Source organism: Specibacter sp. NPDC078709 (assembly GCF_040686795.1).
GTDB lineage: Bacteria > Actinomycetota > Actinomycetes > Actinomycetales > Micrococcaceae > Specibacter.
In genome coordinates this window covers 36,517-62,566 of sequence record NZ_JBFBLU010000002.1, presented here as the reverse complement: position 1 = coordinate 62,566, position 26,050 = coordinate 36,517, and the positions used below count along the sequence as shown (strand labels likewise).

Genomic DNA, 26,050 nt, shown 5'->3' with positions numbered 1-26,050 from the left:
TGCGGTTAGTTCTCGCTTTTTTCACTATGAGCAGCGAAGGTCTTCTCCCACGCCTCAATGGAGGTGATTTCACGCAGTGCGTTCTTGTACTGCAAGCTGAGCTTGTGCCAGTCCTTCAGCAATGCCGCGTGCAATTTGGCGCTCTCGGCCATCATTTTGCGCAATTGCTTGGGATCGCGCTTGTACCAAGAGGCACCAGTTCCTTCAGCGTTGGAAACTACCACTGAATCGTACTGGGACATGCGCCACCAGCGGTTGTCCTGGTGAGCCACATTGGTCTGCGGCCGTTCCTGGCTCGATTCCGCGACCGGAAGCGAGAGCTGGCGGATCACGGTCTTGGCAGCCCACGGTAACAGGCCGACGTAGGAAGGAGGGGTTACACCATGTCCGCGCTTGGGGGGCTTGTCCATCTTCGGCGCCGGGTAGGAATCCGGATCGGCAGAGAACTGGGAGTCGGTGTAGCCGCTCATCATGGAGCGGATTTCCGGCAGCTTCCCCGGCAGCAGGCTGTGCAGCTGGTCCGGGCCCCGCAGCAGGTCGCGGAGAGCCATAATGCGGCCCTGGGCGGTTGCGTACTGCATGGAAACCAGGTGCTTGACATCGAAGGCGTAGGACTGGCGAACCACCTTGCCGCCAAACTCGTAGGGGCTGTGAATCAAGGCTGCAATGAACCGGTTGCGGGCATGGAAGTAAGCCTGCCAGCCAACAAGGTCATCCTTGTCGATCCAGGAAACATGCCATACTGCTGCACCGGGCATGGACACCGTAGGGAAACCTGCGGCCTTCGCGCGCAAGCCATACTCCACGTCATCCCACTTGATAAAGACAGGCAGGGACAGTCCGATTTCGCGGATCACCTGGGTGGGAATCATGCACATCCACCAACCGTTGTAATCCACATCCACGCGGCGGTGCAGCCAACCGGTGTGGCGCAGGTTCGAGCCCACAAAGTCGTGGCCCAAGGTCATCTCGTCACTAGGCAGATCCGGCTGGAACGCGTACGGGTTGACGACTTCACCGAAGGTGTGGAGCACCGTGCGGTTGTAAAGATCGAACATGTGCCCACCCACAATGGTGGGGGTCTTGCACAAATCAGCAAAAGTCAGCAGTCGGATGATGCTTTCCGGCTCCACAACAACGTCATCATCCATGAGGAGTGCGTAGTCGCTGCCGTTCTCAACGGCCTCGTACATGCCGCGGGCAAAGCCGCCCGAACCGCCCAGGTTGTCCTGGTTGATGATGCGCAGCTTGCCGGCGAGGGCTTGCGACACCTCGGCAAAGCCTTCGGCATCTGCGACCTTCTGAGTGCCCTGGTCCACCAGGATCAGTTCCTTGACATGTTCCAGTGCCTGAGGGTTCTCAGAAAGGAGGCGCAGGTTGTTGATGCAGAAATCAGTTTTGTTCAGCGTGGTGATTTCCAGCGTGATGGTGCCGGGTGTCTGCGCCTCGCCTTCGGACTGCCATTCGGCGCCCTTGAGTACCAGCGGCGCAGATCCCGCAACGAGATCAAACCAGTACCAGCCACCGTCGCCAAATGGTTTCAGAGAAAGGTCAAAGTTGCTTTCGGCTTCGCCTTCAACGCGGACGGAGTCTACGCGCTGCAGCGCACCGCGGGCGTTCGACTTGTAGACGATCACAGCACCGACTCCAGAGGTGGCTACGCTGAGCCGAACACTGTCCACAGTGGTCCAGCGTCGCCAGTAGCTTGCCGGGAAGGCGTTGAAGTAAGTTCCAAAGGAAACTCGCTCGCCGGGGCGGACCGAGGTTGAGTACCGGGACAGAAAGTCTTCAACGTGGACTTCCTTGCTGGGGGCGCTCACCGTCTGCGTCAGGCCGGCGTCTCGCATGGTGTTGCCGGCGCCCACTGTGGGAATCTGCACACCCATGGCGCTGCCGGTGTCCATGTACAGGGGCGCCGTGTCCATCTGGCTCTGTTCGGGCAGGATGACCCGCTGGAGGGTGCGCCACTGCTGGGACTCGCGTGCCGCCGTCGTGTTTTCCATCTTTTCAGCTACGCTCACGCGTCAACTCCTCCGCTTTGCAGCTTCGTACCGCCGGTGAAGTGCGGCTTGATCTTGTTGTCGTACATGTTCAGGGCCGAACCGATGGCCATGTGCATGTCGAGGTATTTGTAGGTGCCCAGGCGTCCGCCGAAGAGGACGTCCTTTTCGCCGCGGGCTAGGTCGCGGTACGCGAGGAGCTTGCTGCGGTCATCGCTGGTGTTTACGGGGTAGTACGGCTCGTCGCCCTTTTCGGCGAAGCGGCTGAACTCGCGCATGATGACCGTGGCGTCCTTGGTGTAGGCGCGTTCCGGGTGGAAGTGGCGGAACTCGTGGATGCGCGTGAACTTCTGCTCCTCATCCGGGTAGTTCATGACCGAGCAGCCCTGGAAGTCCTCAATGGGGAGAACTTCCTGCTCCAGATCGATGGTGCGCCAGGACAGATCACCCTCGGCATAGTCAAAGTATCGGTCCACAGCGCCGGTGTAAATGACCGGAACCTGGCCGGTGACGGCCTTGCGGCCGTACACGCCGTCATCAAAGAAGTCGGTGTTCAGCACAACTTCGATGTTCGGGTGATCCGCCATGCGCTCGATCCACGCGGTGTAGCCGTCTACCGGCAGGCCCTCGTGGGTGTCGCTGAAGTAGCGGTTGTCATAGTTGTAACGGACAGGCAGGCGGGAAATGATCTCGGCCGGCAGGTCCTTGGGGTCCGTCTGCCACTGCTTGCCCGTGTAGTGCTTGATGAACGCCTCATACAGGGGGCGGCCAATCAGCTGAATACCCTTGTCGTTAAGGTTAGTGGGATCCGTGCCGGCAAGCTCGCCCGCCTGCTCCTGGATCAGCGCACGCGCCTCACCCGGGCCCATGGACGAACGGAAAAACTGGTTGATGGTGCCCAGGTTGATGGGCATCTGGTAAACCTCGCCCTTATGGGAGGTGTACACCTTGTGCTGGTAGTTGGTGAACGCGGTGAAGCGGTTCACGTACTCCCACACGCGCTCGTTGGAGGTGTGGAACAGGTGCGCGCCGTAGCGGTGCACCTCAATGCCGGTCTGCGCCTCGTTCTCACTGTAGGCGTTGCCGCCAATGTGGTGGCGGCGGTCCAGGACGGCAACCTTCAGGCCCAACTCGGTGGCGGCACGTTCTGCAATGGTCAGGCCAAAGAAACCCGAACCGACGACGACTAGGTCAGCGTTCACAAACTCTCCCGTAATGCTTGGTGGTGATGTATTGGGCACAGCAGTGCCATGGTCTACCTCCCTAGGTTACCTGACCGTTATCTATGGACCCTGCATACGTGGCCACGCTCACAGCTTCGCTGTTTACTTCCCCCACAGCTGGCGTGTCCACTTTCCGTCCTCACAAAGCACCATGCCCGACCCCACCACCTCGCACCACTCTTCTAGGCTCGGACTGAGAAGGCGGTTACGGACCGGGCAGGCAGTCCTGTCGAGTTGGTCTGGCAGGGAGGAGCGATGAGGCTAGAGATCACACTGGTGGCTGGGGCTTCTGCGGAAGACGCGGGTTTTTCGACGCAGGAGCTCAGTATTTTGTGGCCGCCCGGTGCTGCTGGGGCAGGATGCTCCGGCGTCTCTCTACGGCAAGCATTGGAATTGCAATGGCCAGGCTGTGTCTTCACAGTGGCCGGACAGCCGCTTGACACGCTGACTCCCGGAACCGCACCTTTGTGCGACGGGGCAGCGGTCGTTGCATGGCCTGCCGGCACGGTGCCCGTAGTGGTTGAAACGCACGACGCGGCAGAATCTTCAGGGGCTGGGGCTTTGGCACTTTTGGTTGTTTGTTCAGGTCCTGCCGCTGGAACTGTCTTTGCTCTGCAGCGAGGGACGTACAGTCTGGGCCGAGGGAAGTGCCGGCTGCATCTGCCAGATCCTGCTCTGTCCCGGCACCACGGAACCTTGGTGGTGGGCTCCGCACGTATCACCTTGACGGCGACTCACGGCTCCTCGGGATTCTTGCTTCATCGGCTCGCAGACGGGCCTACGGCGAGCGCCCAAGCCATCAATGGCACAGTAACTCTGGAGACCGGGCACCGCGTCGGCTGCGGGAACTCCATTGTGGAGCTCCGACTTCCCCCACAACACCCCACCGACGCTTCACTGCTGAGCTCCTCAGTGTCCGCGCGAATTGCCGGTTCTTCTTGTGCTGCTGCTGGCGGCGTGTCGGCTCGAGGCTCATCCGCGACTGCAACGACCGCTGCTGCCGGCCTACTGAATCTTTCAGCCACAGAGACTATTGCCGTACCCCATCTGTCCGGGTCTTCCCGCGCTTCATTAGCGATGCTGCTGACAGGGCTGCTTCCACTGTTGTTGGGCACAGCGTTGGCAGTGTTTACGGGGTCACCGATGTTTCTGGCCTTCGCTGCCATGGGAGCGGTGACCGTGCTTGTTCCGCTGCTTGGCGGAGGCAGACGCCGCAAAGCGTTCCGTCTCGAGGTCTCACGCGCCGTTGACAGCGACACCGAGCGGGCCGAGCGTACATTTCCTGACGCCGCAACTCTCGTGTTGGAGCTCGCAAGCATCCAACCCACCACTGTTGCGGGGCCAAATTCCTCATCTCCGCTTGACCTTGCCATTCGGGTGGGGGTTGCATCCCGTGCCGCACAAATCGCCCCGGAAACTCACGATCCGGGGTTTACTGCTCCTCGCCTGCACGCGCAGCCCTTCACCGTTCCTTTAAGCGTGGAGCCCACGACCATCGGCGGTCCCGGGGGACCAGTTCTGGCTCTGTTGAACTTCGTTTTGATGCAACTTGATGCGGCAGCTATCCCAGTGGTTTTGTGGGGTCCGGCGGACAGCCTTCCGTGGGCTGCCCGATTCCTGCCCCACACCCAAGTCACCCTTTCCGCAGCTGCCACGCAGCAGGCGCTCGCCAGCACATCCCGGCCTGTTGGCGACGGCTCCTATGCGGCGCCTTGTGTGCTCCTCATGGTGGGGAATGTTGATAGTGCTGGAATGGCTTTGGGGTCCTACGTCCGGACTCTCCACTTCACTGCGAACGATACCGATACTGCTCCGGCAGCTTCCTCCGAGCGAAACCTGATCATGCTCCGTGCGGATGGACCAGGCCTTGCTGCTTCGTGGGCTGGAGGGGATTTCATTCCCGACGGTGTGCCGCCAAAAGTATTTGCGGCTCATGCCCGACGTCGTGCATGGATGGCGGCTACACAGCGGCAAGAAGCCGGCGGTTCCCTCGCCGCAAACTACCTTCCATTATCCGAGCAGTGCAATGCCGCTTCCTTGACTACTGCATGGGCGCGGTCAGCGGGTGGGCCGTTGTTGCCGGTGCCCATCGGTAGGTCGCTGGCCGGACCCACATTGTTCAATTTTCAGCAGGACGGTCCACACCTACTTGTGGGTGGAACTACTGGTTCGGGAAAGTCAGAGTTTCTACGGACCCTGGCGGGTAGTCTTGCCGCCGCCCACTCCCCTGCTGACCTGCAGTTTGTCTTCGTTGATTTCAAGGGTGGTGCTGGGCTGGGTACCTTAGGGAAACTGCCGCACACCAGTTCATTGGTCACCGATCTGGGTGGCCACGGGATGGACCGAACCTTGGCGTCGCTGCGGGCGGAGTTGCACCGGCGGGAAGCCGCACTGTCGACCGTCGATGCTGCTGACAGTGCCGCCTACCGCACCCACGCTCACCTGCTGGGAAACGGCGCTTCCAGTTATGGCATGGCACACCTGGTGATAGTGATTGATGAATTCCGTGTGTTGGTGGACCAGTTCCCTGAGGCTATGGCCGAGCTCATGCGGATTGCTGCGGTAGGACGGTCTTTGGGTATTCACCTAGTTATGGCCACGCAACGGCCTCAAGGTGCGGTGAACGCCGATATTCGCGCTAACGTCACCAGTTCCATTTGTTTGCGGGTGCAATCCGGCTTTGATTCGGTCGACGTTATTGGCAGCACGGTAGCGGCAGACATCGCCGTCGCCACTCCAGGTCGTGCCTATATCAGCCGGGCGGGTGGTGGTGCTGAAGAGTTTCAAAGCGCTGTTCTGGGCTTGCCGCTCTCTGGCGCGGGACTTGTGCCGCGGGTGAAGCGCGCGGACGAAGCGGAGCTGGACAGTGGCGCTTCGGGATCATGGGCGGGATCTGCAGGTACAGCGACCGCCAGTGGAGTTGATGGAGTGGCGGAGCTGATGACGCAGGCGTGGCGCCAGGCTTGCGCGGACGACTCTGCCCTAGTTGCTGCTCCGGCCGTGGTGGCTCCCGAATTACCGAGCGAAGTGTCCCTTGCCGACGAGGGAAAGTTCATGCTCAATGACCTTTCCGAGCACCTGTCGGTGGCGGAGGCTGCGAGCGGCCCAGGAACAGTGTTACTGGGGCTGGTGGATTTACCGGAACAGCAGCGCCTGAAGCCCCTAGTGTGGCTGCCTCTGCAGCATTCCCATGTGGCGTGTTTCGGGACGGCTTCGGAAACCTCCCGTGCCGTGGCTCTATTGGTGGACAGAGTTTTGTATTCCGCGGCCGACTTACCGGAGCCCACGGACGCACCGGAGTCAGATTCCTCCACGGTTCCTTTGCTGTACCTCCTCGATGCCGATGGTTCGCTTCAGGAATTCGCCACCAATTCTTGGGTGGGTAGTTATTTGACGCCTCAGCATCTGCGGGCAGCGGCGCATTTGGTCAAGCGGTTGAGGGATTCTGCCGGAACCAGCACACACCCGCTGCTGCTGTGCATCACCGATTGGGGCCGTTGGGCCTCTGCCTTCAGATCTAGCCCGTGGCACGAGGCCGAAGATGTCATTGCTGAGTTGGTCCGCTTCGGAGGAAAGAATCTGATCGTGGTGGTTGGCGGTGGACGGGAGCTGCTCACCGCTGGATTCATGGCCGCGATTCCCAACAGAATGTATTTGAGCAACGGGAGCCCTGCGGAATCGACAATGCTGTGGCCGTGCATTCCCCAGTTTGCTCCGCTGCCCGGGCGGGCCGCGGTGGACGGACCCATCAACTCTGTCAATGCCGACCCGCCCACGAATAGCATGCACGTGGCGCAGCTTGGTGTGACAGCGCCGGCTGTGTCAGCTTCCAGAAAACCACCGCAGCTTAGAGCGCACTCATTTGCCGGACAGGCACTTCGTGTCAGCCCCTTGCCGGAATCCGTCTCCCCTACACAACTCATCAAACTCGCCGAATTGGGCTGCCTTGCCGGGCTACCTCAGACTACTTCTGGCAATGGTGCTGGGATGTCGCTGATGGTGGGGATCGGCGGGGATGGAGAAGATCCCGTGAGCGTCCGACTCGAACCTGGCACCGTGCTTCCCGTGCTGGGCGGTCCACAAACTGGAAAGAGCAGCTTCCTGCGGATGCTCGCACACCTTGCCACCACAACATGGCTGAGCGATGTCTCGGCCGACGCTTCCTTTGACACGACCAGCAAAGTGCTGCTCGCAGACAACCCCCTAACTCTGGCAGCCGAGCAGCTTCAGATCGCCAACCAATACTTAGCTGCAGGAGGTGTGCTGGTAGTAGCTCTGCCCTATCCTGGGCCTGCGATGTCTCGCCTACCGCTTGAATGGGGCTTGAGGACCGCCCAACAGGGGGTGGTCCTGCGGCCGCAGCGAGCCACAGATGGAGAACTCTTCGGCGTTCGGCTAGACACTGCCGGATCAGAACCTCCCGGACGCGCCGTCTTGATCGATGCCCTACGCAGGGAGTGGTTCCAGGTCCCCTTCATCGGGGGTCCACCAACGGCCAGCTCTGGCTAGCGTGTCTGGGTCTCTTCCTGGCGTGCCTGTGTCCAAGGTTGAGAACAGGACCAGGAAAGCTAGAGGAGTTTACCTTCGCCTTCTTGGGAGTCTTCGGCTGCCGTACGCAGCGAGAACGCCACCACCTTGGGTGTGAACAAGAAGTAGGCAACAGCCAGTGGCGGCACCAAAAGCACCAAACCTAGGAGCACTTGGCCTTCCAAGAGTGCTGGCACAGCGATGGCCACCATGAGTAATTGCCAGACAAAGGCGGCTGACCGGGTCCAGCGAAGTCCCTTGAAAGCGTTGACCGCCACAGCTGCCAAGCCGGCGGCCAACCCCAAGAGCAGCACCGTTAAAAAGATTGAGCTCGCCAAAGAATAGCTGGGCTGTGTCAGCAGGGAAAAGATTGACCAAACACCCAGAACTCCAAGCGCCAGCGCTTCCAGTCCCACCACCACGGTGACGACAAAGACTCCCAGCGGGCGGGTTACTGGGCCATTGTTGGGACTGCCATCTAGGGCTGAATCCACCGCGTCATGGTCCTCTGGGAGGGGCAGGTCAGCTGGGGTTTGAGGATCGTTGCGCACAACAGCACCCTATCGGAGATAGCAGTAAAGTGGCCGCGAAACCCTGAGTCATTGTGACGCATCGCTCACGCTTATAGGCTATTATTTCCACCTCAACCCCTTGTTTACGCAGAGTTAACATGACAGGCTTAAGTCAATGACCTACAGGGGCCCAGATAGGGCCCTTTCTTATGTGGCCTAACGTGAAATTTTTCACAAGTAGCCTCCCGTTCTAAAAGGAGTGATTGATCAGCATGGACTGGCGTAGTCGCGCAGCCTGCCTCGACAAGGACCCGGAGCTGTTTTTCCCAGTGGGAAACACCGGACCGGCCTTGCTGCAGATCGAGGAAGCAAAAAGCGTTTGCCGTCGCTGCCCCGTGATTGACACCTGCTTGAAGTGGGCTATCGAATCCGGACAGGACGCAGGCGTCTGGGGTGGCCTGAGTGAAGACGAGCGTCGCGCTATGAAGCGCCGCGCAGCTCGCGCCCGTCGCGCCAGCTAGTAATCGCTCCAACTGACCCGCAGCAATCTTTTGATTGCTGCGGGTCAGTTTTTTAACACCGGATAGGGGTTAGCGGAGTTCTAACCCCGGATTTGGACCTACTACCGCTAAACCCGCCAGGCCGCGCCGCGATCCCAGTTCAAACTGCAGCAGATGCGATAATTACCCGATTTATATCGCATCAGCTGCAGTCTCAAACCCGCAAATCGCATCAGCTGCAGTCTCAACCAAGACCGGCAAATCAATGCCTGCTGATTAGCGCCATCTGCAGTTCCACTACGGTGCCGCCACCTTCGCGCGTCGACCAGTCGATGGTGCCGCCCAGTTCGCTGGTGACCAGGGTCCGCACAATTTGCAGCCCCAAGCCCTCGGCGATGTTCCCCTCCGGCAAGCCCACGCCGTCGTCCGCGATTTTCACGATCAGCGCGTCATCACCTGATTTATTCTTGAACCGGTTTGCCATCAGCCAGACAGTTCCGCCCTGGTCCTGCAAACCATGTTCGACGGCGTTGGTCACCAGTTCATTGATCACCAGTGCCAGCGGGGTGGCGAAATCGCTGGGCAGCTCGCCAAAGGCGCCTTCCTTTTCGGTGCGCACCCGCTGGGACGGTGAGGCCACCTCGGCGGAGAGCCGGAACTGCCGGTCAATGAGTTCGTCGAAGTCAACGTTTTGCGCCAGCCCCTGGGACAGCGTTTCATGCACCAAAGCAATCGTGGCTACTCGACGCATGGCCTGCTCCAAGCCCTGCTTGCCTTCCTCGCTGTGCATCCGGCGGGATTGCATGCGCAGCAACGCGGCCACGGTCTGCAGGTTGTTCTTCACCCGATGGTGGATCTCGCGGATGGTGGCATCCTTGGTCACCAGCTCCTGTTCCCTGCGGCGCAGCTCCGAGACATCGCGGCACAACACCAGGGCACCAAAACGTTCTGCGCCATCACGCAAGGGGATGGCCCGCAGCGACAGGCTGACACCCCGAGACTCAATTTCAGTGCGCCACGGCATCCGCCCGGTCACCACCAGCGGCAATGATTCATCCACCATGCGCCGGTCCTTGAGCAACCCGGTGGTGACTTCCGCAAGTGAGCGGCCTTCGAGGGACTCACCATCGCCCAGGCGGCGGAACGCCGAGACACCGTTGGGGCTGGCATATTGCACAATGCCGTCCACATCGAGGCGGAGCAAACCATCTCCCACACGCGGGGCTCCACGGCGGGAACCGGTGGGAGAAGCAAAATCGGGCCACAGCCCCAGAGTGCCCATCTTCAAGAGATCGTAAGCGCACTGCCGGTAAGTGAGTTCCAGCCGGGACGGCATCCGTGAGCTGGAAAGGTCCATGTGCGAGGTGATGACAGCCAGAGTTCGGCCGTTGCGCACCATGGGAATGGCCTCCACCCGCATAGCCATTTCAGGACTCCAAATTTTGGTCTCCTGAGAACGCTCAATATTTTGGCTCTTCCACGCTGCCTGGACCAGCGGCTCGAGTTCGGGTTGGATCCGCTCCCCCACAAAGTCTGCGTGGAACATGGTGTGGGAGGTGGAAGGGCGCACATGGGCCAGCGCCACATGGCCCTCGCCTGTTTTAGCCGGGAACCACAAAACGAGGTCGGCGAAGGAGAGATCGGCAATCATCTGCCAGTCCCCCACCAAAAGGTGCAGCCATTCGGCGTCGCCCGGGCCCAACCCGGGATTCTCCCTGATCATGTCGGCAAAAATTGCCATGCGGGCTCCTTTAAACGTGGGTGGCGGCGCCCGCTGCCAACAGAGGGCGCCGCACTAACTAATGCATCGTTACGGTTACATCCACAAGGGACGCAATGCACTGATGAGGTGCGGCAGACTAACGCCGCACAATTGAACGCAAGAGCCTCAATGCTACCGACAACGACGCCATATCATCCTCTTCCAGCTCGTTGACCTCGGCAAACATCCTGATGGCCCGCTCCAACTGCTCCGCATTCTGCGCTTCCCAGGCCTCAATTCGAGCCATGGTGGCGGCCTCAGGCTCGGTGCTGCTCATGACGTTGCGCGTCATATCAGCCGTGGTCGCGTAGAGGTCATCGCGCAGAGCGGCACGGGCCAAAGCCTGCCACCGATCATTACGCGGCAGCGCAGTGATGCGTTCCAGCAAGGCATCCACACCATAGCGGTTGTAGATGGCGTAGTAAACGCTGGCGACGGTGTCCTGGGGTTCGCCCAGAGCCTCGCTGACCTTGGCCACATCCAACAGCGGGAAGGTCTCAAAGAGCTCCGCCCAGCGGCGGCCCAACGCCTCCGGCATCTCAAAGGAGGTGGCACGGTTGTACCAATTCTCCACACGATCCACGTCAACGCCTTGGAAGAAGTCACCCATGCGGGGCGCCAAACTGCTCACCACCGGCTGGAAGCGGTTCACCACTTCCTGGATGCTCTGCTGCCCGATCCCGTCGTTGACCAGCCAGCGCACCGCACGGTCAAGCAGTCGGCGCATATCCTGGTGCACGGTGCTCCACTGCTCCGTGGGGAAGCTAGGCGGCAGTTCTCGCAGCATGGTGGCCATGGTCTTGAAATCAAAGATCTCGTGCAGGGCCACAAAAGCCTTGGCAACCACCACTTCGCTGGCAGAGGATTCCTCCATGGCACGGAAGGCGAAAGTGATGCCGCCCACGTTCACCATGTCATTGGCCACCACTGTGGCAATGATTTCCCGGCGCAGAGGGTGCGTATCCAGCTCCTCATCAAAGCGTTCGGCCAACTCTGCAGGGAAGTAGCTGCGCAGGGTTGACTTGAACCACGGGTCATCCGCCAAGTCGCTACTGCTCAGGGCCTTGGCCAGCTCCATCTTGGCGTACGCCAGCAGCACGGCAAGTTCCGGGGAAGTCAGCCCCTGCCCGGAAGCGAGCCGTTCCTGCAGTTCAGCATTGCTGGGGAGGGCTTCAAGCTCACGGTCGAGGTCGGCGTGCTCTTCCAACCAGTTCATGAACCGTTCGTAGCTGGGGCTCCACTGAACCACCTTGGTTCGATCATTGAGCAGCAGAATGTTCTGCTCAATGTTGTCCTCGAGGACCAACTGCCCAATTTCATCCGTCATGGACATCAGGAAACCTGTGCGGTCTGCCGGGTCCAGCTTGCCGGCGACCACCATGCGGTCCACGAAGATCTTGATGTTCACTTCATGGTCGGAGCAATCCACACCCGCCGAGTTATCGATGGCGTCCGTGTTCAGGATGACCCCGTGCAAGGCTGCCTCCACCCGGCCATGCTGGGTCATGCCCAGGTTTCCACCCTCGCCGATGATCTTTACGCGCAGATCAGCACCGTCGACACGAATGGGATCGTTGGCCTTGTCTCCTACCGAAGCATTAGTTTCGGTGCTGGCCTTGATGTAGGTGCCGATGCCGCCGTTGTAGAGCAGATCGGTGGGTGCCAACAACACGGCCTGCAGCAGTTCTGGAGGGCTGAGCTTCACGGTTCCTGTGGGCAGACCCAACGCCACAGCTACTTCCGGGGAGATCGGGATGGATTTCAGTGAGCGTGAGAACACGCCGCCACCGGCGCTGATGAGGTCCTTGTTGTAGTCCTGCCAGGATGATCTCGGCAGATCGTACAGGCGCTGGCGCTCCTCAAAGGCTGCCCCTGCGTCAGGGGTGGGGTCAAGGAAGATGTCGCGGTGGTCAAAGGCCGCCACGAGGCGCACGTGGCGGGTGCGCAGCATGCCGTTGCCGAATACGTCTCCGGACATATCGCCCACGCCCACGGCTGTGAACTCTTGGGTCTGGGTGTCCACGCCGAACTCGCTAAAGTGCCGTTTGACGGATTCCCATGCGCCGCGGGCGGTGATGCCCATGGCCTTGTGGTCATAGCCCACCGAGCCGCCCGAAGCGAAGGCGTCGCCCAGCCAGAAGCCGTACTCGGCGGAGATGGCGTTGGCCGTGTCGGAGAACGACGCGGTGCCCTTGTCGGCTGCCACCACCAGGTAGGTATCGTCGCTATCGTGGCGAACCACGTTCTCCGGCGGCGCGACGACTTCACCTTCTGGCGTGGCCACCAGGTTGTCGGTGACATCCAGCAGGCCACGGATGAAGGTCTTGTAGCTTTCCCGGCCTTCCTCCATCCACGCGCCACGGTCCACGGCGGGGTTGGGGAGTTGTTTGGCGAAGAAGCCACCCTTGGCACCGGTGGGCACAATGACGGCGTTCTTAACCGTTTGTGCCTTGACCAGGCCCAGCACCTCGGTGCGGAAATCCTCACGGCGATCGGACCAGCGCAGTCCACCACGGGCCACCTTGCCAAAGCGCAGATGCGTGCCTTCAACGCGGGGGGAATATACCCAGATCTCGAACATGGGCTTCGGTGCGGGTAGGCCAGCGATGGCTCCAGGATCCAGCTTCAAGCTCAGGTAATCGCGCTCACGGTAGTGGTTGGTGCGCAGCGTGGCATCAACCAAGTTGGTGAAGGTGCGCAGGACCCTATCGGCGTCCAGGGTCGGCACGTTTTCCAGCGCTTCGTTGAGCTTGGCGTGGATCGCCTCCTGCAGGGCCGGACGCGCCAGCTCATCAACAGCGGGATCGAAACGAGCCTCAAACAGCTCCACCAGGCCGCGCGTCACCGCAACGTTGTGCAGGAGAGTGTTGGCAATGAAGCCAAAGGAGTTGGTGTTACCCATCTGGCGCATGTACTTGGCATAGGCGCGCAGAATGACGATCTGGCGCGAGTGCATGCCCTCGGTCAGGACCAGCTGGTCAAAGTTATCCGACTCGCTCAGGCCCGTAATTGCGGCACCAAACGCCTCGGTGAGTAGATCCGCCGTCGTCAATGGGTTTACACCCTTGGGATACCGCAGGCCCAGATCGTAGAGGAAGAAGTCACGTTTGTCGGCGGTTTCAATTTCGAAGGGCCGTTCATCGAGCACCTCCAGCCCCAGGTTGTGGAAGTACGGGAGGATCTTGCTCAGGCTTTGCGGGTGTGCCATGTACAGCTTGACGCGAGCGTCCTCTTCCAGCTCGTCGATACCGGCGGGCAGGTAGACGTGCATGCCGGGAGCGCACTGATCCGGGCCCTTCCCGGCCGCAATGACAGCCTTGTAAGCGGCGTCAAATTCCTCAAAGCGGGCAATGTCCGCCTGGGCATCCTCCACCTCAAAATCAACCCGGTAACTGTTCGGGAACGCGTCGGACCACTTGGGCACTAACCGCTCCGCTACGTCCCGCGGTTGGGATTCGCGCAGCACCTGGGCAACACCTTCGGGCCATGACCGGGCCGCCCGTACCAGCCGCTGCTCCAGCTCAGCGGTCTGCAGATCGGCCGGGACCATGTAGGCCTTAGGCAGGCGGATGCGGAAGAACAGACGGGCCAGCGAGGACTCGCTCATGCGCGCCTCAAAATCGATGGACACGCCGCTGAAGGTGTTCATGAGCTCTTGCTCGATGCGGTGCCGCACGGCGGTGGTGTAGCGGTCACGCGGAATGTAGATCAGCGCCGACATGAAGCGGCCGTAGATGTCCGGGCGCAGGAACAACCGTGTCCGACGGCGTTCGGCCAGCCTCAGGATTCCTTCCGAGATCTCGATCAGATCTGAGACTTCCATTTGGAACAGTTCATCGCGAGGGTAGGTCTCCAGGACAGCAAACAGGTCCTTGCCGGAGTGCGAATTCGGGGGGAAGCCAAAGTGCCGCAGTACGGCTTCAACCTTCTCCCGGACCACCGGGATATTGCGCACAGAACCGGTGTAAACGGCGGAGGAGAACAGCCCGATGAAGCGCTGTTCGCCATTGACGTTGCCCTGAGAGTCAAAGGACTTGACGCCAATGTAATCGAGGTAGGCACCGCGGTGAACGGTGGAGCGGGAGTTGGCCTTGGTGATGACCAGAACACGCTTCTCGCGGGCTTTGCGCCGACCGGTGGTGGTCAGATGTTGCACGGTGGGGTGGCTGGAACCGTCCCGCAACAGGCCCAAGCCGCTGCCTTCACGGTTGACCAGCACGTCCTCACCGTCACGCTTTTCAAGATCGTATTCGCGGTAGCCCAGGAAGGTGAAGTTGTCCGCTTCCATCCAGTGCAGCAGGTCCTCTGCTTCACGCAGGTCCACTAAATCTTCGCCGGCCAACACGGTGGCCAGAATTTCTGCCCGGCTCAGCGCCTTCTCGCGCATGGCGGACCAGTCTTCCACGGCGGCGCGCACGTTGCCGAGTACCTTGGCAAGGCCGGCGTAGAGCGCCAACTTGGCGTCGTCGTCGATCTTGGGGATTTCAATGGCGATCCACGACTCAAGGAAGGAGGTGTTGTCCCCGTCGCCGAGCAGGTGGGCGATGTTGGGCATGGCGGAGGTGTCGCCGCTGGCGATGCCTGCGTGGGAGGGGACCTTGGTGACGGCGGTCAGCGTGTGGGTTTTCTTATCCCGGGAGATCACAAATACGGGGTGTGTCACCAAGTGGATGGCCAGTTTTTGGCGCACAAGTTCAGCGCTGACGGAGTCAACCAAAAACGGCATGTCATCGGAAACGATGTACACCACGCTGGCGTCGCGTTCATCGCGGATGTCCACAGTGGACTGTCCGGGGGTTCGAATAGCCGCCACCTGCTGGTGGAGCAGGGCCCGGGCTTTGAGCACAGCAGGATCGTAGAGATCTGCGTCCTCGACCGACAGTTGCACAAAGTAGTCATCAAAGAATGACTGCCCGCCGAACCGTGGTTGCTCCTGCACGGGATCGTGAGTGAATGTGTGCGATGACATGTATTAGCGCCTCCGTCAAAGAGATAAGACCGCTTCTTTGCAGTCCTGAACTGAGCCTATCCCCGATTTTAGAGCTCTGCTGTGGCGCTTGCTACAGCAACTTGTGGCTTCTGTTGGACAGCTGCACAATCGATCTCGCGGATGGCCTTGCGCAGCGGTGCGTCCGGGGCGATCTCCAAGAGGAGCCGCCCTTCCAATAGCGCACGGTCACATATGTCCGGGTCCCACGGCAGGAAATGACGGATGGGCAGGGACGGCCCAAACCTTTCCCACGCCTGAGCCAAAGCCTTCTCCGGAGCCCGGCCCGCGGCTTTGCGGCGCACTTTGTTCACCACCACTTCTACCCGGGTGGCTGGAAAGTCCTCTTGGAGTTCATTCATGCCGCGGATCAGACGCGGAATACCCACCGGGTCCCCACTGCCCACCGCATAAATAACGTCGGCCTCGGCGAGTACGGCCAGCGTTGCTGCGTTGCGTCTCGGGGCGATGGTGTCGTAGCTGAGCTCTTCATCGTTCTCGAGTGAGAAGCCACAATCGACCACCACCAGCTGGGCCGATTCCCGTGCCCGCTGTAGCACCCTAGCTACGGCCGCCGCCCGCAGCTCCGGCCAGCGGTCGGCCCTGGTCAGACCTGTCAACAGCGAGAAGGTTCCACCCGAAAACACCACCTTCGTGGTGATGGCCGCGAATTGGGCCGCCGACAAAGACCCCTGATCGGCGGCCCGGCAAGCCTGTGCGAACGACGCCGACTCTTCCAGCAGCCCCAATGCAGCAGCAATGCTGGCACCGTAGCTATCGGCGTCAATCACCATCACGTTAATGCCGGTCGCGGCCTGTTCCGCCGCCAGATTGATGGCCACGGTAGTACGTCCGGGTGATCCGATGGGACCCCATACTGCCACCAGTGTGCTGCCGCCCGGAAGCGCATCCTTTTCCGTTGTGGTCGCTGGGGATTTTGCTTGCGAGGGATCCCTGGCTGCGCTGGCTGCTTTGGCTGCTTTGGTACCGCTTTTCGGGTCCTCCGCTGCCTTAGCTTGGTGATGAAAACGCTGCCGGGTCCGAGCCCACAAACTTGCAGGGGCACCCGCCGCTGCCAGCTCGGGTCTGCTGCGCGGCGGCCTGTCTTGGATGTCATCCGACTGACCGTCAACTCCAGCGGTCGGACCGCTGGTGCCGTCCGGAGCGGCACCCTGCTCGGAGCCGCCGGAGCCGCCGGAGCTTGCGGCAGTCGGGGACACGTCGTCGTACGGGTCTTGGCGGAAGTTTCCACCGGATGCGACACGGCCATCGGGCACAGTGGGCACAGCGTATCCGGCGGCATCCAGCCACCTGCGGGACTGCACTGCGGACACAACAACCTGGCTCAGCAGCTCCGGCGTAGCCTGCTCCGACACAGGGACCGCTCCCAAGCCTCGCAGACGCTGCGCTTCGGTCTCCGTAGCGGCAATGGCCACGACACTGACGCCGACAGCAGCCAACCGATCCACCAAAGTGGCGCTCAATTCATCGGCGCCGCCAGCCACTACGGCTGCCTGAGCCAGCCCGTTCTGACAAGCGGCCAGCAGTTCGGCAAGCTCTGGGCAACGGCGCACAATCCGTAAAGTGCCGGTCCTCTTGGCCAGTTCCGCAATCACGCCGGACGGGGTGTCTCCCACGGCAACCACCGTCACTGGATTCACAGGACTAGTGGGGCCGCCCGCCGCTGAGCTCATTGGGCTGCCCCGGGATTCCACACCACCGAGACCTTGGCTTTGTTGGCCACGGCACCGAGGAACTTGGGCATCTGGGCGTCAGTCACCAGCACCATGAGCGCCATATTCTTGCTGGCACCCAAGGTCCCGGACGCCGCACTCAGGGAAGCTACTTCGGCTCCGGGCAGCATCAGGACTGGCTCAACAAAACCATTACGATCATCCGGCAGCGCCACCCAGACATCGACATAAGCGCCCACCACCACTTCTTTGGGGAGCGGCTCGGTAATACTGATCGGGGCCGGTTTACGATCCAGTGCGTCGATCCGGCCAATGCTAGTGCGGGAGACGAGCTCGCCCTTGGGGACCATGCGAACAGCGACGGCATTTACATCCAATTCATCGGTGGGATCAAGATACTTTCCATCCACGTCTCCGAGCTGGACCTGCACCACGGTGAAGGACTCCGCGGTGATCTTCTGGCCCACCACGAGCGCATCTTTGGCCGCATACATGGGGACTGTGCTGTCGGCGTTGCCCACCAAGGCAACCACCCCGGCCACAGATGCCAGTACCAGCAAAATGCCAATGAGCAGCCGTGGGTCCTTCCACGACGGCTTGCTCAACCGTGGCGCCGGTCCCGACGTCTCCATCGCCATAGCTCCGCCCCCTTCAGGACCGTGCCAGCAGCTGTGCGAGCCGCGCTGCCGTCTCCTATTTGTACCGTTGATTGACCAAGGTTGAAAGGGGTCTTTGAGAAAACGACCAAATCTGTGGAGAACTCCGGCGCTAACGACACTGTGGATAACGTGGTCCAACCTCGCTAAAGGGAGCTAACGGGGGGATAATGGAGGTATGCCTAGATTCTTGACGTTGGCCGATGTGGCCGAACAACTGCAGATCTCAGCCGCCGCCTGCTACGCGCTGGTGCACAGCGGTGAACTGCCGGCCTTCCAAATTGGTGGCCGGGGGCAATGGCGGGTGGACGAAGCGAAGTTTGAACAGTTTATTGACGATCGGCACGCGGCAGCCCGGGCCATGCTAGCCGCCGAAAACCCCGCTAGCGCTAGCTGACTGCGCGCTTTCGGACGGGTGGTCGGCGCGCTAGCTGGCCTGATTCAGAATTCATTCTCCGGTGAAGAGGCAATGGATACCAGCCGTCCGATCGGAACCACCACGGAGCCTTGCCGGTTTCCGGAGTCGCGCCCCACGCCGTCGGCCAATTGCATGAGCTGAATATAGTCCGCTCCCACCTGGTCCAGGACTCCCCTAATGCGCACCGCGCTGGAGCCCGCCTGAGCTGCGGCGTCGAGCTCCAGGACCACCACCGACCTGTTCCTTGCCAACAGCCGCAAGGCAGCTGCTAGCGAATAGTTCAACGTGCTGGCGGACTCTCGACGAGCCAGCCCTAAGCCGTGAATCCGCACAATTTTTTCCAGCGGCACGATGACCGAGTTGTTCCCCTCCCGTAGCAGCGCCCACGTCCCTTCCACCCTCAGAAGCTCACCGTGGATGGCCGAACCTGTACACATGACCACGGAAAGTTGCTGTCCACAGGCTCCCCGCAGCGCCTCTGTAAGAGTCAATTGGGATGCTTCAATGCGGGCCAGTTCATTGACGTACTGCTCGAAATCCTGCTGCGTCGAGGCGTGCCACTGCGCTTCCATGTCACCGAAAAGAAGTTCCCACCGCATGCGGACACGCTAGGCGTAGCCCGCAGGGCAGTCAACCCCGACCATCCACAAGCTCTGCGCAGACTCTGGACAGCGAAGCATTAAGGGTTCAAAATGAGTTGAACAACGTCATTCGATGTTAAATGATGTCTAAAAAGATCAAATACGGTCAGAAGTACTCAAAGGAGAGTTCTCGTGAAATCACAAACACGGGCCGATGTGGCTATGACAGCCGCGATCGTTTTCCTGGGATCAGCATTGATCTTCAGTGGTTTTTCCTTGCTTCGGCTGCATTGGAGCGGAAGGTCTCAGGCGTTGGTGCTTGACCTGCCCGAACTGCTGGGCGTAGCCGGGGCAGGCATCGGCATTGCGCTGCTGTGCTGGTGGTGCTTCGCCCTTTTCTGCGCTTGCCTGTCCGCCGTTGCGCACAAGCTCGGAGCCCACCACCTCTCAGCCGTCATGGCAGGACTATCACCGGCTTTCATGCGCCGAGTAGTCGCCGCAGTGGTGGGCATCAACCTGCTCACGGCACCACTAGCAGGAGCAGCACAAGGCCCCGGGGTAGATCCGCTCTGGCAGGCACAGACCGTCGCCACAGCTCCGGTCACACCCAGTGGAACCACAGCTGCCGCCAGCGCCGCCGCGCAGGATCTGCTGGCGCCAGCGCCTCCAGTGGACCCCAAGTGGGTGCCCAACGCCCCAGAGACTGAACCCGATCTGTTGATCCGCCAACCTCCTCGAACCGATCAGGGCGACCCCGAGTCTGGAACTGCCGAGTCCTTTGACCCCGAGACTGGCGACGTTGTCGTCAAAAGTGGTGACACACTCTGGGGGATTGTGGCCGAGGCCTTGGGCCCATACTCCAGCGACGTGGATGTCGCCCTCGCCTGGCCACAGTGGTACAGCACCAACCGCACCACCATCGGTGCCGATCCGAACCTCATTCTTCCGGGCCAAGTTTTACATGCGCCGGGCAATTACTGATTCCCTATCCAACGAACAATCAGGGTAGAAAAGCTGCCGGCAGCTAACCCCCAGCGCTGGCGGCACCAACATAGTGCAAAGGAGCACACCGTGAGTACAGCAGCCATCTCTGAAACAACCGCACCCACCACCTTGCTTGCAGTCAAAGCAGTTGCCGCCACCCAAGGCACTACCGCAGCGCCCGACAATCTGGTGAAACTCTTTCCTCAGGGCACCCGTGGAGACCAGCTCCGAACGAACGCTCGCGATACAGCCACGCCAGGCAAACGCACTGGAAATTCGGCGCGCACGCCTGGCAAGGCGGGCCGGCCCGGCAAGACTGGCATGGCGGACAACACTGGCACGGTGGCGAGCCTAGACCCGGAGGCGGCAGAGCGCGCAGTGGTCAGCAATATGTCCTGCAAGGTTGCCCAAAGTGCCTTGGAAATCATCAACGGGGTCCGCTCGGTGCAGCAACTTGCACGCTGGCTCGATGTCCGCTGTTTGAGCGCCCTGACAACCCGGGCTCGTCTCTATGCCCAAGCCTGCCGGGAACAGGACCGCCACCGCAGCCGCGAGGGGCACCCTGACAACGTCCGTCTTCTACACAGACAGCCACGGGTCCACTCGGTTCACTGCTTCGCCGTAGAGCCTGGCATCTTTGAGACTGCCGTGGTGGTTGCCGACAGAACCAGATTCCGCGCCATCGCCATGCGCCTAGAACTATCCAAGGGCATGTGGAAGGTCACGGCACTGCGTATCGGTTGACTAGACCTGGTCAAGGAGTGCCGTGGCTGGGGAGGAATTGGATGGCCAGAAAAAACCGCCGCCTGCCGGAACGGTCGCAGAATTCTCTGCAACCATTCCGCCAGACGGCGGCATTCTCATAAAATCGAATCAGCGTGGATCCAAAGATGAATCAGCGCTTTTTCTTCTTCTTATTCTTCGTGGCCGGACGCTTGGCCGATGGCGGAAGCCCGCCGGTGCTACGTCGCTCAACATGGGTTTCAGCAACACCCTGAGCATCCGGAGCCGTGAACTGCAGCTGAGCCGGGCGTTCCGGAGCTTCTAGGCCCGGAGCGGTGATGCGAGGGGCCGCATGGGCATGGTCGTGATCTGCATCTGCGGCGCCGCCCTCGACTCGTTTCATGAGGTTGGCAGGGGCGTCGGCAACCACGCCCACGGCCGTAGCCGGAGCGTTCTCAACCTGAACTTCCAAGTTGAACAGGAATCCGATGCTTTCCTCGCGGATGGAGGCCATCATCGACTGGAACATCTCGTAGCCTTCGCGCTGGTACTCCACGAGGGGGTCGCGCTGGGCCATGGCCCGCAGACCAATGCCTTCCTTGAGGTAGTCCATCTCGTAGAGGTGTTCTTGCCATTTCCGGCCCACTACGGAAAGCACGACGCGGCGTTCAAGCTCACGCATGGTTTCTGAGCCAAGAGCAGCTTCGCGTTCCTGGTAGGCAACCCGGGCATCTGAGAGCAGCTCGGTCTTGAGCTGTTCAGCGGTAATCCGGCCTTCGCCGCCCACTTCCTGCGCAATTTCATCCACCGTGACGGTGACCGGGTAGATGGTGCGCAGGTTGCTCCAGAGCGTGGTGAAGTCGTAGTCACCGGCGTGTCCGGAGCTCAGCGAAGCGTCGATGATCTCGTTGACGGTGTCTTCCAAGAAGTGCTGGACCTTTTCGTGCAGGTCTCCACCCTCAAGAATCCGGCGGCGGTCACCATAGATGGCTTCACGCTGACGGTTTAGGACGTCGTCGTACTTCAAAACGTTCTTGCGCTGCTCAGCGTTGCGGCCTTCAACCTGGCCCTGGGCAGAAGCAATAGCCTTGGACACCAGCTTGGATTCCAACGCCACATCATCAGGCATGGAGGATCGTGACATGAGCCGCTCGGCTGCACCGGAGTTGAACAGGCGCATCAAATCATCGGTCAGTGAGAGGTAGAAGCGTGACTCACCGGGATCGCCCTGACGGCCAGAACGGCCTCGCAGCTGGTTGTCGATGCGTCGTGATTCGTGGCGCTCGGTACCCAGAACGTACAGGCCACCAGCTTCCAAAACAGCCTCGTGCTCGTCCTTGACGGCCAGCTTGGCTTCCTCAAACGCCTCGTCCCAGGCCGCCTCGTACTCTTCGGCATTTTCTTCCGGGTCGAGTCCACGTGCAGCCAACTCAGCCACAGCATTGAATTCTGCGTTACCGCCGAGCATGATGTCAGTGCCTCGACCGGCCATGTTGGTGGCAACGGTGACAGCGCCACGGCGGCCGGCCTGGGCCACGATCGCGGCTTCACGGGCGTGGTTCTTAGCGTTCAGGACCTCGTGCTTGACGCCTGCCTCAGCCAATTTCTTGGAGAGGTATTCGCTCTTCTCAACGCTGGTGGTACCGACCAGGACAGGCTGACCGGTTTCGTGGCGTTCTGCAATGTCGGCCACCACGGCGTCGAACTTTACAACCTCGTTCTTGTAGACCAGGTCAGCCTGGTCCACGCGCTGCATGGACTTGTTCGTGGGAATCGGGACAACACCCAGCGAATAGGTGCCCATGAACTCGGACGCTTCGGTCTCGGCAGTACCTGTCATGCCGGAGAGCTTCTCGTACAGACGGAAGTAGTTCTGCAAGGTCACGGTGGCCAAGGTCTGGTTCTCAGCCTTGATCTCCACACCTTCTTTGGCTTCAATGGCCTGGTGCATGCCTTCGTTGTAGCGGCGGCCGGCAAGGATACGGCCGGTGTGCTCATCAACGATCAGGACTTCGCCGTCCATAATGACGTAGTCCTTGTCGCGCTTGAAGAGTTCCTTGGCCTTGATGGCGTTGTTGAGGAACCCGATCAGGGGCGTGTTGGCGGACTCGTACAGGTTGCTGATGCCGAGGTAGTCCTCGACTTTTTCAATGCCATCTTCGAGAACGCCGACAGTGCGCTTCTTCTCGTCAACCTCGTAGTCGTCTTCAATCTTCAGACGCTGAACTACCTTGGCGAACTCGCCGTACCAGCGGTTGGCGTCGCCTGAGGCCGGACCGGAAATGATCAACGGCGTACGGGCCTCATCGATGAGAATCGAGTCAACTTCATCGACGATGGCGAAGTTATGGCCGCGCTGGACCAATTCTTCCTGGCTCCACGCCATGTTGTCGCGCAGATAGTCAAAACCAAACTCGTTGTTGGTGCCGTAGGTGATGTCGGCCGCGTACTGGGCACGTCGCACTGAGGGGTCCTGATTGGACACAATGCAACCGCTAGTCTGACCCAAGAACCTAAAGACACGGCCCATCAAGTCCGACTGGTACTGCGCCAAGTAATCGTTCACCGTGACCACGTGAACGCCCTTGCCGGTGAGCGCGTTCAGGTAGGCGGGGGCCGTAGCCACTAGGGTCTTACCTTCACCGGTCTTCATTTCAGCAATGTTGCCCAGGTGTAGGGCGGCACCGCCCATGAGCTGGACACGGAAATGGCGCAGGCCGAGTGTGCGTGACGAGGCTTCGCGCACCGCGGCGAAGGCTTCCGGCAGCAGATCATCGAGCGATTCGCCATCTTCGTGGCGGAGCTTGAGCTTGTCTGTTTCCTCGCGCAGCTCCGCGTCGGTGAAAGTCTGGAATGAATCCTCCAGCGAATCAATGGCGTCTGCGAGGACATTGAGTCGTTTAAGCGTCTTGCGATCGCCTGTGCGAAGAACTCGCTCAAGAAGTGATGGCACGAAATTGCTCCCAATCTATTGCTGCCTAAAAGTGGCGTGTTCAGTCTACGTGAGAAGACGCACAGCCCACCGCCAATTATGGCAGTACGGCCTGCAGTTTCCCTGAGAGGTCCCCATTCTCATGTACGACGACGGTCCCCAGCCCTAGCCATTTCGCCATAGCTTCCAGCTCAGTTGCCAAATGTAGCGCGGTATCCTTGGGCGCTTCGGCTTCAGCATAGGCGCCGCGCACTCGCAGAACGCCGGCTTGCCTGTCGGCTTTCAAATCAACCCTAGCTACAATGTTCTCGCCTAGCAGAAACGGCAACACGTAATATCCATATTTTCGGCGCGGCTCAGGCGTGTAGATCTCCAGCCGGTAGTGGAAATTGAAAAGCCTTTCGAGCCGTCGGCGTTCAAAGACCAGCGAATCGAAGGGACTCAGCAGCGCGCTGGCTACCGCCGCGCGTGGGACGGTGGCGCTGGCGTGCAAATATGTTTGTTCCGACCAACCATTTACCGTCACCGGTTCCAGTTCCCCGGAATCCACTAGCTGTCCGATCCCCTGAGCCACTGCCTTGGCCGGAAGTCTGAAGTAGTCGGCAAAGCATCTGAGGGTGCCGATACCGTGAGCACTGGCCGCCGCGGAGATCAGCCGGAGTAAGGCTGCATTCTTATCGACTTCCGGCATCTTCTCCCCCGGCGCCAAGATTCCGCGCTCAGTGGGTGGCAAGACCCTTTCAATCAAGGCGTAGCGGCGTTCGAACTGATCATTGCGTGAGGCCGCCCCGACTACCCCACGCTCAAAAAGTCCCTCCACAGTGCGTTTGACGGCGTTCCAGTTCCATCCCCAGTGGCTGCGGTCGGTGACTTCTTGGTGGCCAATTCGTTCCCCAATTTCCCGGGCAGTCAGTGCTCTGCTGCGCGTCAACACGGAAATAATGCTCTCTTCGAGCGCATCGCGTACGGCTGGATCCATATCGCCCGAGCCTGCCCAGCGCCGGTGCTGGAATTGCCGAAGGTCATGAAAATGTGAGGGGCGAATAAAACTGGCCTCATGAGCCCAATACTCCATGAGCTTGCGGGGCGCCGTCCCGGCCAGTCCGTCAACGACGGACTGGGGATAGGGGCCCAGCCTGGAAAAGAACGGTAGGTAGTGGCTGCGTGAGAGGACGTTAACGGAGTCGATCTGCACAAGCTGTATTTGGGCAAAAGTCCGGCCCACCATCCGCGCTGTGACGGGTTGGGTGGGCCGGACGGTTGCAAGTCCTTGAGCTTTAAGTGCGATGCGCCGGGCCTGAGAAAGGCTCAGGCTTGCACTCATCGACACAGCTCCTTGGACTCAGTGCGGGACGTTGACAATCCGGTCTGGTTTAGACGCGGACCGGCTCATCCGGCGAACGGTAGGCAGAAATTTCTTCGACCATATCGGCATTGTCATCCAATGAGATAACTCCGTAGGTCCATCCCTTGCGACGGTAAACAACCGAGGGGATGCCGGTTGCGGAATCGATGAAGAGGTAGAAGTCGTGTCCCACCATCTCCATGTTGTCAACGGCGTCGTCCAGGGACAGTGCCGTGGCCGGGAAAACCTTGCGCCGGATCAGCACAGGTGAATCGCCGGCGGGGATGTCATTCTCGATGTCGTAGGGCGACTTCTCCTCAACAACCTCCGGTGCGCTCTGGGCATAGATGGGCTCAGAGCTGCTGACGGGAGGCAATGACCCGGTGGCTTCGTTCACTGCAACAGGAGCGTGACGACCGTGGTGGACTTTTTTCTTGTCCTTGGCACGTCGGAGACGCTCGAGCAGTTTCCCGTAGGCCAGATCAAAAGCAGCGAACTTGTCCGATGCGGCAGCTTCCGCGCGGATGACCGGACCACGACCCAGAACCGTCAACTCAACTGTGAGTGGGGTCTCTGCTGTGCGGGCCTTGCTCTCCTTGGAAACCTTCACATCGACCCTCTGGACCTTGGTGGTCAGCTGTTCGATCTTCGTGAGCTTTTCGCCTGCATATTCGCGGAATCGGTCCGAAACACTCAAGTTGCGACCGGTGATCATGAACTCCATGGTGCCCTCCAAATATCTTCGGTGACACGGCGGCCGGCTAGCATATTTGGTGCTGTCTCCAGACCGCCGACGGGCGGTTTCCCCTCGAAAGAGGTACCCGTTTACTCACGTTAGTTCACTGCATGGCTTTATTCATCTTTTGGACACAAATTGTTTTCCGCGCGTCCTTCTTCGTGACCATCGGCTGAGGTCCCGGACGGGGCTCGAGCCGCTGCCAGCACCACCGCGGCCCGGACTCGAAACCCTGATAATTCCAGTGTTTTGGCCGCTTCGCGGAGAGTGGAACCGGTAGTCAGGACGTCGTCAACCAACACAACTTCGATAACATTTTGGCCGGATGGCTTCGCTTTCAGCCGAAAACTGCGCACAAATTTTTGTTTGATTTTCATAGTGTTACGGATATTTCGCCTTCGGGCTGCTCGGCCCAATCCCTTCTGGTGCCGGCGGTGCCACGGCAGCCTGGTTTTGATCCGCAGCAAGGG

The 26,050-nt window shown here is 60.3% G+C and carries 17 protein-coding genes; 5 read left to right on the top strand and 12 right to left on the bottom strand.

From position 1 onward, the window contains the following. Positions 1 to 5: 5 nt before the first annotated feature. Together AB0P14_RS04360 and glf are read right to left on the bottom strand one after the other, a co-directional pair. Positions 6 to 2,003, bottom strand: coding sequence for a glycosyltransferase (locus AB0P14_RS04360; protein ID WP_363839318.1), 1,998 nt, complete (start codon positions 2,001 to 2,003; stop codon positions 6 to 8). Between the two features lie 14 nt (positions 2,004 to 2,017). Then, positions 2,018 to 3,202 (bottom strand): UDP-galactopyranose mutase, encoded by a 1,185-nt coding sequence (gene glf / locus AB0P14_RS04355; RefSeq protein ID WP_363838325.1) that lies wholly within the window; start codon positions 3,200 to 3,202, stop codon positions 2,018 to 2,020. 276 nt (positions 3,203 to 3,478) lie between these two features. Here glf and AB0P14_RS04350 point away from each other — a divergent pair, with 276 nt between their 5' ends. Then, positions 3,479 to 7,732, top strand: coding sequence for an FtsK/SpoIIIE domain-containing protein (locus AB0P14_RS04350; RefSeq protein WP_363838323.1), 4,254 nt, complete (start codon positions 3,479 to 3,481; stop codon positions 7,730 to 7,732). Between the two features lie 59 nt (positions 7,733 to 7,791). Here the strand turns inward: AB0P14_RS04350 and AB0P14_RS04345 are convergent, their stop codons facing one another. Then, positions 7,792 to 8,301, bottom strand: coding sequence for a hypothetical protein (locus tag AB0P14_RS04345; RefSeq protein ID WP_363838320.1), 510 nt, complete (start codon positions 8,299 to 8,301; stop codon positions 7,792 to 7,794). Positions 8,302 to 8,534: 233 nt separating this feature from the next. On the opposite strand from AB0P14_RS04345, the gene AB0P14_RS04340 reads away from it, so the two are divergent. Beyond that, a complete protein-coding gene (locus AB0P14_RS04340) occupies positions 8,535 to 8,783 on the top strand; it encodes a WhiB family transcriptional regulator (protein ID WP_038469266.1) in 249 nt (82 codons plus the stop codon). Between the two features lie 241 nt (positions 8,784 to 9,024). On the opposite strand, the gene AB0P14_RS04335 is transcribed toward AB0P14_RS04340, so the two are convergent. The 4 genes from AB0P14_RS04335 to AB0P14_RS04320 form a co-directional block, all read right to left on the bottom strand. Continuing rightward, complete coding sequence (locus tag AB0P14_RS04335; protein ID WP_363838316.1) at positions 9,025 to 10,503, bottom strand: histidine kinase N-terminal domain-containing protein; 1,479 nt, start codon at positions 10,501 to 10,503, stop codon at positions 9,025 to 9,027. A 118-nt stretch (positions 10,504 to 10,621) separates the two neighbouring features. Continuing rightward, positions 10,622 to 15,493 carry an NAD-glutamate dehydrogenase gene (locus tag AB0P14_RS04330; RefSeq protein WP_363838313.1) on the bottom strand — a complete coding sequence of 1,624 codons (4,872 nt, stop codon included), beginning with the start codon at positions 15,491 to 15,493 and terminating at the stop codon, positions 10,622 to 10,624. A 68-nt stretch (positions 15,494 to 15,561) separates the two neighbouring features. Beyond that, positions 15,562 to 17,172, bottom strand: coding sequence for a chromosome partitioning protein (locus AB0P14_RS04325; RefSeq protein WP_363838310.1), 1,611 nt, complete (start codon positions 17,170 to 17,172; stop codon positions 15,562 to 15,564). A 29-nt stretch (positions 17,173 to 17,201) separates the two neighbouring features. Further along, positions 17,202 to 17,843 (bottom strand): SAF domain-containing protein, encoded by a 642-nt coding sequence (locus AB0P14_RS04320; protein WP_363838307.1) that lies wholly within the window; start codon positions 17,841 to 17,843, stop codon positions 17,202 to 17,204. A 196-nt stretch (positions 17,844 to 18,039) separates the two neighbouring features. Here AB0P14_RS04320 and AB0P14_RS04315 point away from each other — a divergent pair, with 196 nt between their 5' ends. After that, positions 18,040 to 18,258, top strand: a complete 219-nt coding sequence (locus AB0P14_RS04315) for a helix-turn-helix domain-containing protein (RefSeq protein ID WP_363838304.1) — start codon at positions 18,040 to 18,042, stop codon at positions 18,256 to 18,258. Between the two features lie 44 nt (positions 18,259 to 18,302). On the opposite strand, the gene AB0P14_RS04310 is transcribed toward AB0P14_RS04315, so the two are convergent. Beyond that, positions 18,303 to 18,878, bottom strand: a complete 576-nt coding sequence (locus AB0P14_RS04310; protein WP_363838302.1) for a hypothetical protein — start codon at positions 18,876 to 18,878, stop codon at positions 18,303 to 18,305. 174 nt (positions 18,879 to 19,052) lie between these two features. On the opposite strand from AB0P14_RS04310, the gene AB0P14_RS04305 reads away from it, so the two are divergent. Then, a complete protein-coding gene (locus AB0P14_RS04305) occupies positions 19,053 to 19,841 on the top strand; it encodes a LysM domain-containing protein (RefSeq protein ID WP_363838299.1) in 789 nt (262 codons plus the stop codon). A gap of 90 nt (positions 19,842 to 19,931) precedes the next feature. Beyond that, positions 19,932 to 20,588: an Rv3235 family protein gene (locus tag AB0P14_RS04300; RefSeq protein ID WP_363838297.1), complete on the top strand. Its 657-nt coding sequence runs from the start codon at positions 19,932 to 19,934 to the stop codon at positions 20,586 to 20,588. A 151-nt stretch (positions 20,589 to 20,739) separates the two neighbouring features. Here AB0P14_RS04300 and secA read toward each other — a convergent pair whose 3' ends face one another. The 4 genes from secA to AB0P14_RS04280 all read right to left on the bottom strand — a co-directional run bounded on the left by secA (position 20,740) and on the right by AB0P14_RS04280 (position 25,957). Continuing rightward, positions 20,740 to 23,520, bottom strand: a complete 2,781-nt coding sequence (gene secA, locus AB0P14_RS04295) for a preprotein translocase subunit SecA (protein WP_363838294.1) — start codon at positions 23,518 to 23,520, stop codon at positions 20,740 to 20,742. Positions 23,521 to 23,596: 76 nt separating this feature from the next. Then, on the bottom strand, positions 23,597 to 24,823 hold the full coding sequence (locus AB0P14_RS04290; protein ID WP_363838291.1) for a crosslink repair DNA glycosylase YcaQ family protein: 1,227 nt from the start codon (positions 24,821 to 24,823) through the stop codon (positions 23,597 to 23,599). A gap of 49 nt (positions 24,824 to 24,872) precedes the next feature. Continuing rightward, on the bottom strand, positions 24,873 to 25,568 hold the full coding sequence (gene raiA, locus AB0P14_RS04285) for a ribosome-associated translation inhibitor RaiA (protein ID WP_363838288.1): 696 nt from the start codon (positions 25,566 to 25,568) through the stop codon (positions 24,873 to 24,875). Positions 25,569 to 25,696: 128 nt separating this feature from the next. Then, positions 25,697 to 25,957 (bottom strand): phosphoribosyltransferase family protein, encoded by a 261-nt coding sequence (locus tag AB0P14_RS04280; protein ID WP_363838285.1) that lies wholly within the window; start codon positions 25,955 to 25,957, stop codon positions 25,697 to 25,699. Positions 25,958 to 26,050: the final 93 nt, after the last annotated feature.